This is a genomic window from Nocardia sp. CA-084685, assembly GCF_050955785.1.
Lineage (GTDB): Bacteria > Actinomycetota > Actinomycetes > Mycobacteriales > Mycobacteriaceae > Nocardia.
The window spans coordinates 6,226,815-6,243,726 of the sequence record NZ_CP192094.1 but is presented as its reverse complement, the minus strand read 5'-3'; the positions used below and the strand labels follow the sequence as shown (position 1 = coordinate 6,243,726).

The 16,912-nt window shown below is 66.1% G+C and carries 17 protein-coding genes and 1 pseudogene; 15 read left to right on the top strand and 3 right to left on the bottom strand.

Annotated features, from left to right (window positions below; all coding sequences use genetic code 11):
• The first annotated feature begins 92 nt into the window (after positions 1-92).
• From ACQP2U_RS27780 to ACQP2U_RS27740, 9 genes are all read left to right on the top strand, one after another.
• The gene (locus ACQP2U_RS27780) at positions 93-923 is read left to right on the top strand and encodes a class III extradiol dioxygenase subunit B-like domain-containing protein (protein WP_433710151.1); all 831 of its coding nucleotides are present in this window, start codon (positions 93-95) and stop codon (positions 921-923) included.
• Positions 917-1,834, top strand: coding sequence for a tRNA (adenosine(37)-N6)-dimethylallyltransferase MiaA (gene miaA / locus ACQP2U_RS27775; protein WP_397028367.1), 918 nt, complete (start codon positions 917-919; stop codon positions 1,832-1,834). The genes ACQP2U_RS27780 and miaA overlap by 7 nt, the downstream gene beginning before the upstream one ends.
• Entirely contained in the window at positions 1,831-2,676 is an 846-nt protein-coding gene (locus ACQP2U_RS27770; protein WP_433710150.1) for a TrmH family RNA methyltransferase, read from the top strand. The genes miaA and ACQP2U_RS27770 overlap by 4 nt, the downstream gene beginning before the upstream one ends.
• Before the next feature lie 27 nt (positions 2,677-2,703).
• Positions 2,704-3,591 carry a diaminopimelate epimerase gene (gene dapF, locus ACQP2U_RS27765; RefSeq protein WP_433716602.1) on the top strand — a complete coding sequence of 296 codons (888 nt, stop codon included), beginning with the start codon at positions 2,704-2,706 and terminating at the stop codon, positions 3,589-3,591.
• A gap of 215 nt (positions 3,592-3,806) precedes the next feature.
• A complete protein-coding gene (gene hflX / locus ACQP2U_RS27760; protein WP_433716601.1) occupies positions 3,807-5,270 on the top strand; it encodes a GTPase HflX in 1,464 nt (487 codons plus the stop codon).
• 286 nt (positions 5,271-5,556) lie between these two features.
• Positions 5,557-6,456 carry a lysophospholipid acyltransferase family protein gene (locus tag ACQP2U_RS27755; protein ID WP_397028371.1) on the top strand — a complete coding sequence of 300 codons (900 nt, stop codon included), beginning with the start codon at positions 5,557-5,559 and terminating at the stop codon, positions 6,454-6,456.
• Positions 6,457-6,563: 107 nt separating this feature from the next.
• Positions 6,564-6,974, top strand: a complete 411-nt coding sequence (locus ACQP2U_RS27750; protein WP_433710149.1) for a hypothetical protein — start codon at positions 6,564-6,566, stop codon at positions 6,972-6,974.
• Positions 6,975-7,192: 218 nt separating this feature from the next.
• The gene (locus ACQP2U_RS27745; protein ID WP_397028373.1) at positions 7,193-8,338 is read left to right on the top strand and encodes an acyl-CoA dehydrogenase family protein; all 1,146 of its coding nucleotides are present in this window, start codon (positions 7,193-7,195) and stop codon (positions 8,336-8,338) included.
• A 142-nt stretch (positions 8,339-8,480) separates the two neighbouring features.
• On the top strand, positions 8,481-9,407 hold the full coding sequence (locus tag ACQP2U_RS27740) for an alpha/beta fold hydrolase (protein WP_433710148.1): 927 nt from the start codon (positions 8,481-8,483) through the stop codon (positions 9,405-9,407).
• Between the two features lie 48 nt (positions 9,408-9,455).
• Here ACQP2U_RS27740 and ACQP2U_RS27735 read toward each other — a convergent pair whose 3' ends face one another.
• Positions 9,456-10,259 (bottom strand): response regulator, encoded by an 804-nt coding sequence (locus ACQP2U_RS27735; protein WP_433710147.1) that lies wholly within the window; start codon positions 10,257-10,259, stop codon positions 9,456-9,458.
• 3 nt (positions 10,260-10,262) lie between these two features.
• On the opposite strand from ACQP2U_RS27735, the gene ACQP2U_RS27730 reads away from it, so the two are divergent.
• Positions 10,263-10,439, top strand: a complete 177-nt coding sequence (locus ACQP2U_RS27730; RefSeq protein ID WP_433710146.1) for a hypothetical protein — start codon at positions 10,263-10,265, stop codon at positions 10,437-10,439.
• A 40-nt stretch (positions 10,440-10,479) separates the two neighbouring features.
• Here the strand turns inward: ACQP2U_RS27730 and ACQP2U_RS27725 are convergent, their stop codons facing one another.
• Positions 10,480-11,106 carry a histone deacetylase gene (locus tag ACQP2U_RS27725; protein WP_433710145.1) on the bottom strand — a complete coding sequence of 209 codons (627 nt, stop codon included), beginning with the start codon at positions 11,104-11,106 and terminating at the stop codon, positions 10,480-10,482.
• A 422-nt stretch (positions 11,107-11,528) separates the two neighbouring features.
• On the opposite strand from ACQP2U_RS27725, the gene ACQP2U_RS27720 reads away from it, so the two are divergent.
• From ACQP2U_RS27720 to ACQP2U_RS27705, 4 genes are all read left to right on the top strand, one after another.
• Entirely contained in the window at positions 11,529-12,134 is a 606-nt protein-coding gene (locus tag ACQP2U_RS27720) for a helix-turn-helix domain-containing protein (protein ID WP_433710144.1), read from the top strand.
• A gap of 2 nt (positions 12,135-12,136) precedes the next feature.
• Complete coding sequence (locus tag ACQP2U_RS27715; protein ID WP_433710143.1) at positions 12,137-12,805, top strand: TetR/AcrR family transcriptional regulator; 669 nt, start codon at positions 12,137-12,139, stop codon at positions 12,803-12,805.
• Positions 12,806-12,888: 83 nt separating this feature from the next.
• Complete coding sequence (locus ACQP2U_RS27710) at positions 12,889-13,395, top strand: VOC family protein (protein ID WP_433710142.1); 507 nt, start codon at positions 12,889-12,891, stop codon at positions 13,393-13,395.
• 23 nt (positions 13,396-13,418) lie between these two features.
• Positions 13,419-14,198, top strand: a complete 780-nt coding sequence (locus ACQP2U_RS27705; RefSeq protein WP_433710141.1) for a MerR family transcriptional regulator — start codon at positions 13,419-13,421, stop codon at positions 14,196-14,198.
• A gap of 46 nt (positions 14,199-14,244) precedes the next feature.
• Here ACQP2U_RS27705 and ACQP2U_RS27700 read toward each other — a convergent pair whose 3' ends face one another.
• Positions 14,245-15,273 (bottom strand): AraC family transcriptional regulator, encoded by a 1,029-nt coding sequence (locus ACQP2U_RS27700; RefSeq protein ID WP_433710140.1) that lies wholly within the window; start codon positions 15,271-15,273, stop codon positions 14,245-14,247.
• Positions 15,274-15,423: 150 nt separating this feature from the next.
• Between ACQP2U_RS27700 and ACQP2U_RS27695 the strand changes: the two are divergent.
• A pseudogene (locus ACQP2U_RS27695) lies at positions 15,424-16,906 on the top strand (aldehyde dehydrogenase family protein).
• Positions 16,907-16,912: the final 6 nt, after the last annotated feature.

The following is a 16,912-nucleotide window of genomic DNA, read 5'->3' as shown; positions in this document are numbered from 1 at the left end:
CCGTGATGACCTGGGTTGTAGCACCTCGAACACTATCAATCTCGGCCGAGTTTGCGGCAGAGACACTCGAACCCCGACGTTGCGGAGCCGCGGTGGTGCTGTCGATCGCGCATTCGGCGAACGACTACGGTTACGGCGTGTTCTCCATTGCGGCTCTGGTCCCGTCGCCGCCGATCCTGGTGCCCGAACTCTGCGGCACCCTCGCGCACGCGGCCGGGTCGGATTCCGATGACGCGAGTGCGATGTTGCGGGCGGCCGCACTCACCGCTGTCGGCGCGTTGGCCGCGACGACTCGGCACTGGACCGTCGTCGGTGTGGGCTCGGCAGCGCAGGTCCTCGGACCGGACGCGGCCGGCACCTTCCGCGGTTTCGGCGCGGACGTGCAGGTCGGGCTTTCGGCGGACGCACTGTCGCGATCGCGACACACCCCCGCCGCGGCGGATCCGCAGCAGCCGCTGCCCGCCCTGATCGCCGGGTGGTTGCGTGGTCAGGTCGCACCGGATGCGGTGGCCGCGACAACCCTCGTCGCCGCCAACACCCCCGCTGACGAGTGCGCCAGGATCGGCGCGCAGTTGCGTACCGCCCTGGACGATTCGCCCGAGCAGGCCGGCGTGCTCGTCGTCGCGGACGGCGCGGCGACGCTGACACTGAAGGCTCCGGGATACCTCGACGAGCGCGCCGCCGACGTACAGCGCGAACTGGACCGTGCACTGGCCGAAGGCGATACCGCGGCACTGCTCGCCCTGGATCCGGGCTTGTGCGCCGAACTGGTGCTGTCCGGTCGCGCGGCCTTTCAGGTGCTTGCCGGACTGTTCGCCGCGGATCCGGTCGCACCATCTGTCGAAACCTTGTACCGCGACGCCCCTTTCGGCGTCGGATATCAGGTGAGCGTCTGGCGCGCATCGGGAGGTGATCGGTGCTGACACCGATCGCCGTCGTCGGTCCCACCGCCACCGGCAAATCCGATCTCGCTCTCGACCTTGCCGAGCGACTCGGCGGCGAAATCGTGAATATCGACGCGATGCAACTCTATCGCGGTATGGATGTCGGCACCGCGAAACTCCGGCCGGCCGAACGTCGGGATATCCCGCACCACCAGCTCGATGTCCTCGCGGTGACCGAAACCGCTACCGTTGCCGCGTATCAGGCCGCGGCCAGCGTCGATGTGCGCGAGATCATGGCGCGTGGCCGCACGCCGATCATCGTCGGCGGTTCGATGATGTATGTCCAAGCGCTACTCGATGATTGGGAATTTCCGGCCACCGATCCGACGGTGCGCGCGCGCTGGGAGGCATTGCTTGCCGAGCGCGGTGTCGGTGCGGTGCACGAGGCATTGAAAGCGGCCGATCCGGCTGCCGCCGCGACCATCCTGGCGACCGATGGCCGTCGCATGGTGCGCGCGCTCGAAGTCGTCGAACTCACCGGCCGCCCGTTCGCGGCCTCGGCACCCGTTATCGGAAAACCGCGCTGGAACACCGTGATCATCGGTGTGGACCGCGATACCGCCGAACTCGACGAGCGCATCGAACGCCGCACCGCGCTGATGTTCGAGGGTGGTTTGGTCGACGAGGTGCGCGGACTGATCGATATGGGTCTGCGCGAGGGTGTTACGGCGCGCCGGGCGATCGGCTACGCACAAGTCCTGTCGTATCTGGACAACGAATACGACCTGAACCACGCGCAGGAACGCACCCTGATCGGCACCCGACGCTATGTCCGCCGGCAGCGCTCGTGGTTCCGCCGCGATCCCAGGGTGCGGTGGGTGGACGGCGCCGATCCCGATCTGGTCGCGACCGCGTTGTCCCTGCTCGAGAAGGAACGGATCCCGCAGTGACACGTCGTGTGAGTACCCGCAATGCCTCGGTCCAGGTGTGGCAGGCGTACCTGAACAACCGGACAAAGCGGCACCGCGACGGCCGCTTCCTCGTGCAGGGCGTGCGCCCGATCACCCAGGCGATCGTCAACGACTGGCCGTTGGAGACGATGCTCTATCGTCTCGGCGCGCCGGAGCTGTCGGGTTGGGCCCGCGAACTGCTGGAGACCAGCGGCGTGCCCCAGGTCGGTCTGGTGCCGGAGCTGATGGCCGAACTCGGCGAAAAGTCCAGCGCCATACCGGAATTGGTAGCCGTCGCGATTTCCAGACAACCCGAGCTCGACACCTTCGAACCCGGCGAACCCGGTGATGGCGCACCCCCTGTCGTGGTGGTTTTCGATCGGCCCAACTCGCCGGGCAATCTCGGTACGCTCATCCGCTCCGCCGACGCGTTCGGTGCCAGTGGAATCATTGTGACCGGTCACGGTGCCGACCAATACGACCCGCAGGCGGTGCGCGCATCCACCGGTTCGCTGTTCGCCATGCCGGTCTTGCGCGCCGCCGGGCCCGCGCAGGTGCTCGAATTCCGTGACCGGCAGATCCAGCGCGGCATCTCGACCCGCGTTGTCGGCACCGATGAGAACGGCGCGGACGCGGTCTTCGACTACGACTTCGCCGAGGCGACGATTCTCGTCGTCGGTAATGAGACCAGCGGCATGAGCGCGGCCTGGCAGGCGGCCTGTGACGATATGGTCTATATCCCGATGGGTGGAACCGCCAGCTCGCTCGGTGCGCCCTCGGCCGCCGCGGTCGCGTTGTACGAAATTTCGCGGCAGCGCCGTACGTTGGTTCGAGGACGATAAGCAGGGAGAATGCGCGACGTGTCGGATATCGAATTCACCAAGGGCCACGGCACCGAGAACGATTTCGTGGTGCTGCCCGATCCGGAGGTTCGGCTGGACCTGACGCCGGACCGGGTCGCCGCGCTGTGTGATCGTCGCCGCGGACTCGGCGCGGACGGCGTGCTGCGGGTGGCGCGCGCGGGTGCGCTGCGGGACGCGGGTGTGCTCACCGAGATTCCCCAGGACATCGCCGAAACCGACTGGTTCATGGACTACCGCAATGCCGACGGCTCGATCGCCGAGATGTGCGGCAACGGGGTGCGGGTTTTCGCGCACTACCTGGCGGCGAAGGGGCTCGAATCGAGAACGGAGTACGTCGTCGGCAGTCGCGCAGGGGCGCGTCCGGTCACGGTGCATTCCGGAGGCCCCGCCAATGGCGAGGTCACCGTGGGGATGGGCATTGTTCGGGAGCTCGGTTCCTCGACCGCGACCATCGGTGGCTGGGCGCTACCCGGCATCGGCATCGATGTCGGCAATCCGCACCTGGCCTGCGTCGATGCCAGTATGTCGGCAGACGCGCTCGCCAAACTCGATCTCACCGTCGCACCCGGTTTCGACCCGGACCTGTTCCCACAGGGCGTGAACGTCGAGATTCTGACCGGACTGGAAGAGGGTGCGGTCGATATGCGCGTCTACGAACGCGGCGTCGGCGAAACCCGTTCCTGCGGAACCGGGACCGTCGCCGCTGCGGCGGCCGCCTTGGCCGCAGATGGTTTCCACATCGCCACCGATACCGGCGAGGTTCGTGTGCGTGTGCTCGGGGGTGAGGTCAGCGTCCGCCTCGCCGAGGGTGTGGCCTGGTTGCGCGGACCGTCGGTGCTCGTCGCGACCGGGCGGATCGCCGAAGACTGGTGGTTGTCGCTTTCAGGGAGCTGAGAGTCGTCGTCGGCGCGACGACATGATGACCCGGCTCGGCCGTGTCCAGGAATAACCGAATGCGCATCGGTCGGCACTCGTGGCAGCATGGATGGTGTATGACGAAATCGAAGACTTATGAATTCACTCCGGCCGCCGACGACAACGACCACGTCGAGGCCGTCGAGGACACGACGGAAGACACCGGCGATGTAGTCGCCGAGCACGCCGCGCGGATGCGGCGGTCCGGGTGGACCGCCGACCCGACAGTCGGCGAGATGCAGCTCGACGAGCGTTCCTCGCTGCGGCGTGTCGCGGGTCTATCCACCGAGCTCACCGATATCACCGAGGTCGAGTACCGGCAGCTGCGACTGGAGCGGGTCGTGCTGGTCGGGGTCTGGACCACTGGCACCGCCACACAGGCCGAGGCGAGCATGGCCGAACTGGCCGCACTCGCCGAAACCGCGGGTTCTGAGGTGCTCGAGGGACTGATCCAGCGTCGTGACAAGCCGGATCCGGCCACCTATATCGGTTCCGGCAAGGCCGACGAGCTGCGGGCCGTGGTACTGGAAACCGGTGCCGATACCGTGATCTGCGACGGTGAACTGACCCCGGCGCAGCTGACCGCGCTGGAGAAGGTCGTCAAGGTCAAGGTGATCGACCGAACCGCACTGATCCTGGATATCTTCGCCCAGCACGCCACCTCCAGCGAGGGTAAGGCTCAGGTATCGCTGGCCCAGATGGAATATATGCTGCCGCGACTGCGCGGTTGGGGTGAGTCCATGTCGCGGCAGGCCGGTGGTCGCGCGGGCGGCAACGGCGGCGGTGTGGGTTTGCGTGGTCCCGGGGAGACCAAGATCGAAACCGACCGTCGTCGCATTCGCGAGCGAATGGCCAAGTTGCGCCGTGAGATTCGCGAAATGAAGACCGCACGCGATACCAAACGGGCGCGTCGCACCTCCAGCGGTATCCCGTCGGTCGCCATCGTCGGATACACCAATGCGGGCAAATCCAGCCTGATGAACGCGCTGACCGGTGCGGGTCTGCTGGTCCAGGACGCACTGTTCGCGACCCTCGATCCGACCACCCGCCGCGCTGAACTGGACGACGGCCGCGAGGTCGTCTTCACCGATACCGTCGGATTCGTGCGGCATTTGCCGACCCAGCTGGTCGAAGCCTTCCGGTCCACCCTGGAGGAGGTGACCGGCGCGGACCTGTTGCTGCACGTCGTCGACGGTTCGGACGCGCTGCCCGCCGAGCAGATCAAGGCGGTCCGCGAGGTGATCACCGATGTGATCAAGCAATCGGGGGCATCGGCGCCGCCGGAACTGTTGGTGGTCAACAAGATCGATGCGGTCGACCCGGTCGAGCTCACTCGACTGCGCGGGATGCTGCCCGACGCCTCCTACGTCTCGGCGCACAGCGGCACCGGCATCACCGAACTGCGCGAGCGTCTCGCCGAGGTGCTCGGCGGTCTCGATGTCGAAATCAGTGTGCTGCTGCCCTACACCCGTGGCGATCTGCTCGCCCGCATCCATGCGGACGGTCGCATTACCAGCTCCGAGCACGAAGAGGGCGGCACTCGGGTGCATGCCCGCGTTCCGCACGCGCTGGCGGCGGCGCTGTCGCAGTACGCGCATGCCGGCGGATCGTCCGAGACGAGCGGCACCGGTTCGCCCGAAGCCGATGGGTCCGCATAATGGGCTGTGGTCACGCGCGGCCGTCGAGTCGTTATCGACGGTCACTTCGAGCGAACGAGGGCGTCCGCCGCCGCGCCCGATGCCGTTGATCGGAGTGTGCGCCGATGTGTCCTCGACTCGTGGGCCGTAAGAACCGGCGGGCAATCGCTGATCGCGGTTACCGCGCGCCGTAGGCGGTCCGACGCATTCGCGAACCGGGCGGTCGGTAGTCGATGCTCGGCACATCCGGTGCGACACAGGCGAATTCGTTGCGCTATCGTCATCGAATCGACATCAGGAGGGTTAAATGTCGCATGACCACTCCGGTGCGGCCGATTCGGGTGATCGGCAGTCCGGTGATTCGTCCCTTGCCGCCCCCGTGCTGAGTGACGGTGCGCCACTGTCGGTTTCGCTCACCGATACCGATATTCGGGTGCTCGACACCCTACTCGCGCCGTTGCGTGCGTGGACGAGTCCGCGGTTCTACGGTCTGGAGAACATTCCGGCGCAGGGGCCGGTGCTGCTGGTCGGCAACCATAATCTGATGGGCGGTATCGACGCTCCACTGTTGCTGCCCGAGGTGCTGCGCAGGCGTGGGCGACTGATCCGCGGCCTGGCCGAGAATGTGCTCATCAATGTGCCCGGCATCCGTCAGCTGCTGCACCACTTCGGCACGGTACGCGGCAACCGTCGCAACTGCTTGGCGCTGTTGGCCCGCGGCGAGGCCGTCATCGTATTTCCGGGTGGCGGTCGAGAAGCGGTGCGCCGCAAGAACGAGAAGTACGTCCTCAAGTGGGAGGGACGCTCCGGCTTCGCGCATATGGCGATCGAGGCGGGTGCGCCGATCGTGCCCGTGGCGATGATCGGCGTCGATGACGCCTACGACATCGTTTTCGACGGCGACCATCCGGTCATGCGTCCGCTGCGCTGGGCCGTCGAGGCGCTGGGCTTGAACCGGGACCTGACCCCGCCGCTGATTCGCGGCGTCGGCCCGACCGGCATCCCGCGCCCCGAGCGCTTCTATTTCTCCGCCGGTGCGCCCATCGACCCGACGCCGTGGCGCGATGCGACCGATAAGCACGCCGCCGCAGTGGAATTGCGTGACGTAGTGCGCAAGGAGCTGGAGGAGGAACTGAAGTTCCTGTTCAGCGAGCGCGATCGTGATCCTGGCCGCACCCTGTTCGGTCGACTGCGCAGTCTGTTCTGAGTCCGCTCTCAATTATTTGCCAGTAACTCTCCATAGCTTGGCCGAATGGCTGCAGCGGCACCTCCGTACCGCAACTGTCCATCGCCGTGCCGGGCCTCTAGGAACCGGTGGCCGCCGACAGCGGTTGCGCGCAGATTTCCGACTCGATCGGCGACGACTTCGTCAACACCGTGGTCGCCGCGGGCGGCGGTGATCCGGCGAATATGGATGGGCCGCAAGGCAATCCTATGTGGGCCGGCAATGACCCGTACGTGCACGCCGACCAACTGCGCGGCCTGAACCTGTTCATCTCCGACGGCACCGGCATCCCCGGCCAGTGGCACACACCGAACGGCCCGCACGCCCTGCCCGCCGTTGGCGGCTTCGTCGATCACGTCGCCGCCGGCGGCGCACTCGAAGCCGCGACCAACTATTGCACACACAGCCTGCAGACCCGCCTGAACCAACTCGGCATCCCTGCCGCCTACGATTTCCAACCCACCGGCACCACTCCTAGGGCTACTGGGAGGACGCGCTGAAGGCCCCTCCTGGCCCGTCCTCGCTCAGGGACTCGACATGCCCGCCCGACTGGACGCAAAGGCAGAGAGCGAATCTCCATGAGCGCATGCTTGCCGCTGCGCGTGTCCTTGGTGGTGGGGTTTTGGGGTGGGAAGTGAACGGGGGTTCTTGTTGCGGGTAACGTATGGGGGAACGACGGGTCGGTGTGGACCGGCCGTGGGGTTACTAGGAGGTTGGCGTGGAGCGCACACTGTTCGAGCCCGAACACGAGCTGTTCCGGGAGTCGTTCCGCAAGTTTCTCGATCAGCACGTCGCGCCGAATCACGCGAAGTGGGAAGAGCAGGGCATTGTCGACCGCGAGGTCTGGCTCGAGGCCGGTAAACAGGGATTCCTCGGCATGGCCATGCCGGAGGAGTACGGCGGCGGTGGGGTCAAGGACTTCCGCTACAACGCGATCGTGGCCGAGGAGTCGGTGCGTGGCCAGTACTCCGGCCTCGGCTTCGCCCTGCACAACGATGTGATCGCGCCTTATCTGCTCGAACTCGCCAACGATGAGCAGAAACAGCGCTGGTTGCCCGGTTTCTGTTCCGGCGAGATCATTACCGCCATCGCGATGACCGAACCGGGCACCGGCTCCGACCTCCAGGGCATCAAGACTCGTGCGGTCCGCGACGGCGACGACTGGATCCTCAACGGCGCCAAGACCTTTATCACCAACGGCATCAACTCCGATATCGTCATCGTGGTCGCCCAGACCGATCCGGACAAGGGCGCGATGGGCTTCAGCCTGCTTGTCGTGGAGCGCGGCATGCCCGGCTTCGAACGCGGCCGCAACCTCGACAAGCTCGGTCTCAAGGCGCAGGACACCGCCGAGTTGAGCTTCACCGATGTCCGCGTCCCTGGTAAGAATCTGCTCGGCACCGAGGGCATGGGCTTCATCCATCTGATGAACAACCTGCCGCAGGAACGCATGTCGATCGCCGTCATGGCGGCCGCGGCCATGGAAGCCTGCCTGGAGATGACCATCCAGTACGTGCGCGATCGCAAGGCCTTCGGCAAGCCGATCGGCGCCCTACAGAACACTCGGTTCGTGCTGGCCGAATTGGCCACCAAGACCACCGCCGTCCGTGTCCTGGTCGACCGTTTCATCGAGGACCTCAACGCGGACAAGCTGTCGGTCGAGGACGCCGCCATGGCCAAATGGTGGAGCACCGAGGAGCAGCTCGATCTCATCGACCGTTGCCTGCAGCTGCACGGCGGCTACGGCTACATGAAGGAATACCCGATCGCCAAGGCCTACATGGATGCTCGCGTGCAGACCATCTACGGCGGCACCACCGAGATCATGAAGGAAATCATCGGTCGTTCGCTGAAACTGAGCTGATACCAACCGGTTTCGCACCTCCGCCGCAGGCTCCGGTCCGCGGCGGAGAAATCGAGCCTGTTGCGCCGCCGACCGAAGTTGTCTAGTCCTGTTATCGGGCCACCGCGGCTCGACGGGCGAGTGAGAAGGTAGGTCGGGCACAGTGACAGAACAGGCCCTTGGGCAGGAGCACACCTTCGGTACGAGCGCATTCGCGACCACATCCGATGGCCGTCGACTGCACTATATGGTGCGCGGAACTGGTGGGCCGACCGTTGTTTTCGAATCGGGCATGGGTTTTTCCCGCTCGATCTGGGGCTTGGTGCAGCCAGTGGTGGCCGAGCGTATGCGCGCCGTTGTCTACGACCGCGCCGGGACCGGCCGCAGCGATGACGATCCGAACCCACGCACCCTCACCCGGATGGCCGACGACCTCGCCGCTGTGCTGGCGGAATTGGGGGATGGTCCCTTGATTCTCGTCGGTCACAGCTGGGGCGGACCCGTTGTCCGTGTCGCCGCGACCGCGGATCCGGCCCGCATCCAGGGCATCGTGCTGGTCGATCAGAGTGACGAGAACTGCGAACTGTATTTTCTGCCGTCGGCGCAAAAGCGGTACGCGATGACCCGCGTCCTGTTGCCCAAGCTCGCCCGCTCCGGCCTCTACCGTCTGCTCGGCAGCCGGATCGGCGGTAAACAGCCCGCCGATATCGCCGCTGACCACCGCGCCGAGGATTTCACTCCGCGCGCCGCGCGCACCATGATCGCCGAACAGGACCAATTCAGCGCAGGCCTGCGAACCCTGCGCGACCAGCCGCACGCACTCGGTGCCCTGGATGTCAGCGTCATCACCGGCACGAAGCTTCCGCGACTCGACAAGTCCACCCGAATCGCACTGACCGTCGCCCACCGCCGCACCGCCGCCGCCTTCCCCAACGGCCGACTGGTCGAGGCCGCGCGCTCGGGTCACCTCATCATGTTCACCGAACCCGACCTGATCGTCGACGAAATCCTGCGCATCGCGGACAACATTCGCAAGGGCCGGGGTCCCAAGGACAGCAACGGAATATGCGCTGTCGGGCAGAACGGATGACCGGCCGGATCGAGCTGCTGCGAAAGCAGGGTCGGACCGGTCTGGTCGCTATCGGATGGATCTGGACGAACTGTTGCTCGGTGCGTCAGTCGTGAGCACGTCCGCATGACCGTTGCGGCGGCACCAGCTGAGCAGGTAATGGGAGTGCACGCCGCACCACCGGTAGATCGCATTGGCGGTCAGCGGTAAGTCGGGATCGTGCTCGCAGCGTTCGAGCACGATCGGCCCGATATAGACGCTGGCCACCTTATTGGCGGTATTGAGACCGACCCGCGCGGCCTTGGCCAGTGAGACGGCGTCGGCGGCGCGGCCCGCGGCAATGGCTCCGGCCAGCCGTGCGGCGGTCTCACCGCGCTGTCCCTGGAAAAGCCGATACAGCGGTGGCGGCGCGGCCGGCGGCGGCTCGAGATGGGGCCGTCGTCCGGTCGCCGCCGGGCGAATCGCCTCCAAAAGGGCCGGGATGCCAGCGGATTTCGAGTAGAAACCGGCCAATTCCGAAGACCTCAGCAGTGCTTCGTCCAGATGGTCGCGCTCCATGCTGTGCCCCTGCGCCGCCATCAGTACTGCGGCGTGGTGTTGCGCCGAACCAAGCATGTCCAGCACATCCAGCCCATCGAAACCGTACTCCAGTGCCGGATCGTTCCAGATCACGTCGGTGATCACCACATCGAAGCGGACTTGGTGCGCGACCTCGCGGCGCACGGACTGGCGATCCACGGCCACCGCGATGGTCGAACCAGCGAATGCTTGTTTCAGTACCGGCTCGATGACCCGACCGAGCGGCGAGGCCACCAGTATTCGCAGGTGCCCCATATCCCGTTCGAGCAACGTATTGCCCGCACCCAGGCTCATCAGGTGATTCTTACACCCGCCGTACTCGTGTGCAGGCGAATTGCGGTACGGCACAGTGAATTTCCGCCGAGCCAATCCCTGCCCTTGCATGCCATCGCCAAGTCGGTGGTCGGCATAGGCTCGCTGGCCGGGGTGGTGACGGCCCTGGAGGCCGCCGCCGCCTCGATCCTCGGCGGCTGAGCCGCGCGACTCGCAACGGCGCGATCGTGTCCCCAGCCATTCACGTGGACTGAAGATCCAGCAGTGTGGCGATGGTGTCGGCGGACCAGCCGAGGTCCGCTCCGGGGCGGGTGGCGATATAGGTGGCGATCTCTTCGATCGTCCAGGCGTGGGATTCGGTGAGGCCTGCGGCGAGGTGGCGTATGTAGGCGGCCGACGGCGGGTTGCCGGGAAGGTCGGTATAGCGCCAAGGCGCGGTAATCGTGAGGACCGGACGTCCGTCGAAAGTGCCGCTACAGACCAGGGTTTCGTATCGGCCGGGACCGAGCGTCGAGCGACCGTGGGTGATTGCCTCGCCCAGGTCCAAGTCCGTGCCGGGGGTTCGGTACATCTCCTGGGCGGCGATATCGCAGAACTGATCGATGGTGACCAGGTGGGCGCGGGCGGCGGTTGCACCGGCGGCGTCGGGATCATAGAAGGCTCGGCCGCCGGTCCAGGTCAGGGATTCGGTGGCGAAATATTGCAGGCCGGGGAGCATGAGCGGTACTGAACGCAGCGGTTCGGCCCCGTGCCGGCAGCCGGGCAGCGTGATCGCGCCGCCGTCGGGGATACCGCCGGCGAGGTAGCAGCGTAGGCGGCTCAGATGCATATTCGAGCCGTACGACGCGTACCACACGGTCTCGGTCATGGCACAGGTCCGGGCATCGCACCCGCCTTCCGGTCGGAATCGCCTATAAGACGAGCATGCCACGGGTGGCGGTATCAGCGCCTTGCGGCCGCCAGCACGCCCGGCGCATTCGGCCGCAATTCGACTGTCTCGGGATGCGGTCACTCACGGCGGGGTGTAGGTGACGTTCGTCGACACGGTGGGGGTGCTACCCGGCGGCGGCTGTGAACGCGGTCAGCCTGTGTGCTCGACGCCATCGGCAGCCGCTGCCACAGGGCCGCACCGAATGCTACGGAACGAAATTCGACGCACACCCTTGTGGCCGTACGAGATTCGCGTGAGCTGGGAAAGTCGAATCCGCGGCGGGCGCGAGTCGAATGCGTACACTGACCTCGCTGGAAGCAATCTGAAACAGGCGTCCGTCAGCCGACGTTGGAGGGTAATTGTCAACACGACGCGACGACATTCTCGATGCGGCACGGGATCTGATCGTGCGCGAGGGCTACGCCGGGGCCAGTATGCATGCGATCGCGCGAGCGGCGGGCGTCACGCGCCCCGGCTTGTACGCCGAATTCAGTAATCGGGACGAACTATTCGCCGCACTGCTCGTTCGCGAGGAAGAGCGGGTACTGGCCATGGCCGCCGAGGCGACTGCGGTCTTCCAGGAGGGCGCGGACCTGGCCTCGGTCGCGGCGGACATCTCGGCCGATGCCGTCGATATCTTTCTCGATCTCGTCTCGGCCGCACCGCAGAGCTGGCGTTTCGTGCTCATGTCCGGCGAGGGGCTGCCCGACACCGCGCACGAGCGAGTCGACCGCGGCCGTGCGGCCTTGCGGGCGCGCGGTCGAGCGGTGCTCGCGCTGATCGCCGCGCGCACCGAGCAGGAGATGGACGAGGAGTTGTTGAGCCACGCGGTGATCAGTGCGAGCGAGACCGGCGCCCGACTGGTGCTCGCCGCGGACGGCGCGCATCGGCGTGCGGCAGTATCCAAGACATTGCGTTGGGTGGCACGCCGGGCAGTCGCGGCCGCCGGAGTCGGGGAGCAGTAGCGATGGTCGACGCGAAACAAGCAGCGCCCCATAGGCAATCGACACCTCCACCATCTAAACGCAAGTATGCCAAGCGCCTACAGCCCGCGGACCGACGCGAGCAACTACTCGACGCGGCATTGCGCCTTGTGGCGGAAGCGGGGTTCACCAGCGTCGGTATTGCCGCCGTTGCCGAGCGCGGCGGGGTGACCAGACCGGTCGTCTACGACTCCTTCGGCAGCCGTGACGAACTGCTCGAGGCGCTGATCGAACGCGAGACCGCCCGCATGGCGGCGGCGGTGGCCCGCTCGGTCACCGATACGGACACGACACCCGACTTCGATTCCGCCGCACCGGAACAGCTGCCCGCGATGCTCGGGCACCTTCTCACCGAGGTCTGCGCGATGCCCGACACCTGGCGACTGGTGTACTTCCCGATCGACGGTGTGCCGCCGGGACTGCGGGAACGGGTCGCCGCGGCTCGTGACGAATTGCGTGCACCGCTGCGGCAGGCACTGGGACTGTGGCTGGCGGAGCAGCCCGACGCCGATGGCGTGGATCCGGATGTGTTGGCGCAGGTCGTACAGGGCACCATCCACACCGCGGCGCGCTTGGTGCTCGACCAACCCGACGAGTTCGGCATCGACCGGATTCTGGCCCTGTTCGATTACGTGTTCTTCCGTGTGGCGTAGCGACTTTCACTGAATAGCTTCCGCGCCAACTGTAGTGGGCTGTGATTTGACCCTGACGTTACGTCAGGCTCGACGATGTGGCGGTGAACGAAACCTACCCAGCATTCGATATCAGTCCGGTTCCCGTACCCGCCCTCGATGCCGTGGCTCCGGAACTTTTCCGCGGCATCTACGGGATGCCGATGTTCGTCACGGTGCCGACGGCCGATCTGGCCGTGTCGGTGGACTTCTGGACGCGCGGACTCGGCTTCTTCGACCTGTTCTCCATTCCCGGCCGACTCACCCATCTGAGGCGCTGGGCATTCCAGGATGTCCTGCTCATATCCGCTGACCAGTCCGGGGCGGCAACCGAGCTGAGCGTGAGCTTCGCCTGCGTGCTGAGCCAGCTCGACGAGATCGCGGCCGCATGCGAGCAGCTGCTGCCCGGTTGCACGTCGGGGCCACGTCCGATGCCGTGGAGTACCGTCGATCTCGAGATCCGCACGCCGGACAACACCCGGGTGATCATGACGGCGGCGCGACCCTACGATCCGAACAGTGCCGAGGCCGAGAATTTGCGGTCCATCGGGATCGGAGAGCCGCCGGCATGAGCGTTCCTGTCAAACTGGACGGTGTGACTGATCAGGCTGATGCCGGTCTCACCGTCGGTGCGGCCGCCGCGCGAATGGGCGTCACGATCCGCACGCTCCACCATTGGGATGCGATCGAGCTCGTGTGCCCGACCGAGCGGACCGACGCCGGATACCGGCTCTACACGAGCGCGGACCTCGCCCGCATCCATCGCGTACTCATCTACCGTGAGCTGGGCGTACCTCTCGATGAGATCAAAACGGTTCTGGATGCGCCTGCCACCGATGCGACGTCATCGCTGCGCCGGCAGCGCGACGAACTCCGCGAGCGCGCCGTCCGCCTGCAACAGATGGTGGATGGCATGGACCGCATCATCGAAGCCAGAGAGTCCGGAATCCTGCTCTCCGCCGCTGAACAGGGAGCGATCTTCGGCGAGCACTGGCAACCCGACTGGACCGCGCAGGCCCACGACCGCTGGGGTGACACCGAGCAGTGGGCCCAGTACGCCGAACGCGCCGCGGACCGAACCGCCGAGGACTGGCAACAGATCGCCGATTCCGTCGACGCACTCAACGCCGATCTGGCCGCGGCCTACCGCGCGGGAGTGCTCCCCGGCAGCGACGAAGCCAACGCCCTCGCCGAACGCCACCGCGCCTCCATCGACATCTACTTCGACTGCACCCCCGCCATGCACATCTGCATCGCCAGTACCTACCTGACCGACCCGGGCTACACCACGTTCTACGACACCCTCGCCCCCGGCCTGACCCCCTGGCTAGTCGCCATCATCCAAACCAACGCTGGTCAGCCAAGAATGCCATGACGCAAGTGCTCTCTCGACATTTGCCACCAGTCGCATGGTCGAGGGTTCACCTGGTTCCGACGAGGGTGCCGCGGGCTCGGAATTCCTGGGGTGGGCAGCCTTGCCAGCGGCGGAAGGCGCGGATGAAGGATGCGGCCTCGGCGTAGCCGAGGCGGGCGGCGACCTGTTCGGTGGTCATGTCGGTGTGGTTGAGCAGTTCCTCCGACATCATCTGCCGGACTTCGTCGAGGAGGCTGCGGAAGGAGGTGCCCTCTTCGCGCAGGCGGCGAGACAGTGTGCGCGGACTCATGAAAAGTGCTGCGGCGATGGCGAGTTGGTCCGGAATCTCGCCCGGATTGTGAACCAGCAGATCACGCACCGAACCGGCGACGCCGGTGCGGGCTCGGCGCGCGGTGAGCAGATCGCGGCACAGCTGCTCGCATGTCTCGCGCGCCCATTCGTTGGCTTGGGGCGGCATGGCATCGAGATAGGCACTGTCGAAGGCCAATTCGTTGACCTCCGCGCCGAATTCCGGCTCGACACCGAAGACGGCGCGGTATCGCGTCGTATCCGCCGGAGCCCGATGGCGGAAGCTGATCCGGGTGGCGGGCACCCCGGCGGAGAACCGCTCCCGGCCGATGGACTGGATGCCGGCGATGACGCGCTCGGTCAGGAAGGTGCGCACATCCTCCGGAATCTGCGAATCGTCGAAGATGAGCCGCGACTCGGTCGGCCCCTCTTCGAAGGTCAACCCGCCGAATGCGAAGGCCAGATCGACATAACGCAACGAAACCTCGATCACCTCACGCACCGTGCGACTGCTCAGCAGCGCCAGCCCCCACGGCCCGTACAGCGATAAGTGATAGCGGTCCCCGGCCTCGACACCCAATCCGGGTTCAGCGCCGAATCGCGCGAGCAGATTCCGCACTACGCGCACCTCTTGGCGGGCCGTGATCTCGGCGTCGGGATCGCGCACCGCCTCGGGCACCAGTTTCGTGCCCTCGAGACAGTCCTGCGGCGACATGCCGCGTTCCTGTGCCAATCGCATCAGCACATGCACGCTGGAGGTACTACGCAGTAGATCCCGATCGAACACTGAACTGCATCCTCGTCGAAGCCGATCCCGTCTTGCTCTTGGCGGAACGTATCAATCCTTTCGTCCCCATCGCAGGAAAATCGGAACACCCAGCACCACGCCGACGGAAATGCCACGCTGGAGGGTGGGACAGCGTAGGAGGTGAGCCGGATGAGCACGGCGCAACAGCAGGTCGAGATCGAGGTACGCAATCCCGCCGACGGCAGCGTCACCGGCCGGGTGCCCGATGAATCGAGTGCGGCGGTGGCCGCGACGGTGCGCGAATTGCGCCTGTTCCAGCCGGAATGGGAAGCGATCGGTCCGGAAAAACGCGCCGAATGGTTGTTCCGGATGCAGGATTGGCTACTCGATAATTCCGACGAGCTCACCGATGTGGTCCAGTCCGAAACCGGCAAGACCCGCTACGACGCGGAGATCGAGGTGCCCGCCGCGGTCAATCTGATCAAATACTGGGCGCGCAATGCCGCGAAATTCCTGCGCGACGAGCATCCGGCTCCGCACAGTCCGCTCGGCCGGACCAAGCGCCTGGTCAAGACCTATCGACCGCATCCGGTCGTCGGGATCATTACGCCGTGGAACTTTCCGCTACTCAACGTGTGCTTCGATGCGCTGCCCGCCCTGATGGCCGGTGCCGCGGTGCTGGTCAAGCCGTCGGAGGTCACGCCGTTGAGTGCGGTCGCGCTGGCGCGCGGACACCGGACGCGCGGTCGTCGAGGCGGTCGATTATGTGCAGTTCACCGGCTCGACCAAGACCGGTAAGGCGATCGCCGCCGCCTGTGGCGCGACCCTGACCCCGTACAGCCTGGAACTCGGCGGTAAGGATCCGGCGATCGTGCTCGCCGATGCCGATATAGAGCGGGCGGCGGCGGGCATCGCCTATGGCGGGTTGTTCAATTCCGGGCAGGTCTGTGTGTCGATCGAGCGGGTGTATGTCGAGGCGCCGGTGTACGAGGAGTTCGTGACCAGTCTGACCGAACAGGTGCGCACGCTGCGGCAGGGGCACGACCGGCGCGGATTCGGCTTCGATATCGGAGCGATGGCAACCGAGGCGCAGCGCGATATCGTGGCCCGTCACGTCGAACAGGCCGTGGCCGCGGGCGCGCGGGTCACCGTCGGCGGCAAGGCGACCGGGGCCGGCACCTTCTTCGAACCGACGGTGCTGGTGGATGTGGACCATTCGATGGCGTGCATCAGCGAGGAGACATTCGGCCCGACCATTCCGGTACTGAAGGTCGCCGACGAGGACGAGGCGGTGCGCCTGGCCAATGATTCGCTCTACGGACTCTCGGCGACGGTGTGGACCGGAGACCGCAAGCGTGGCGAGCGGGTGGCGCGTCGACTGGAAGCCGGTGCGGTCAATATCAACGATGCCTTCGCGAATCTGTTCAGCTTCGCGCTGCCGATGGGCGGTTGGAAGGATTCCGGGGTCGGCACGCGGTGGGGTGGTGCCGCCGGAATCCGGAAATACTGTCGCCAGCAAGCGATTACGGTGCCGCGCGGGCCGGCGATGAGGCGCGAGCTGGCGTGGTACCCGGCCTCGCGAGCGCGGTTGCGAGCGGTGACCGGACTGATGCGCGCACTGGACGGGCGTGGCAAGCGCAAGTTGCCGAAGTTCTCGAGCGGCAAGCGATAGGCGCGG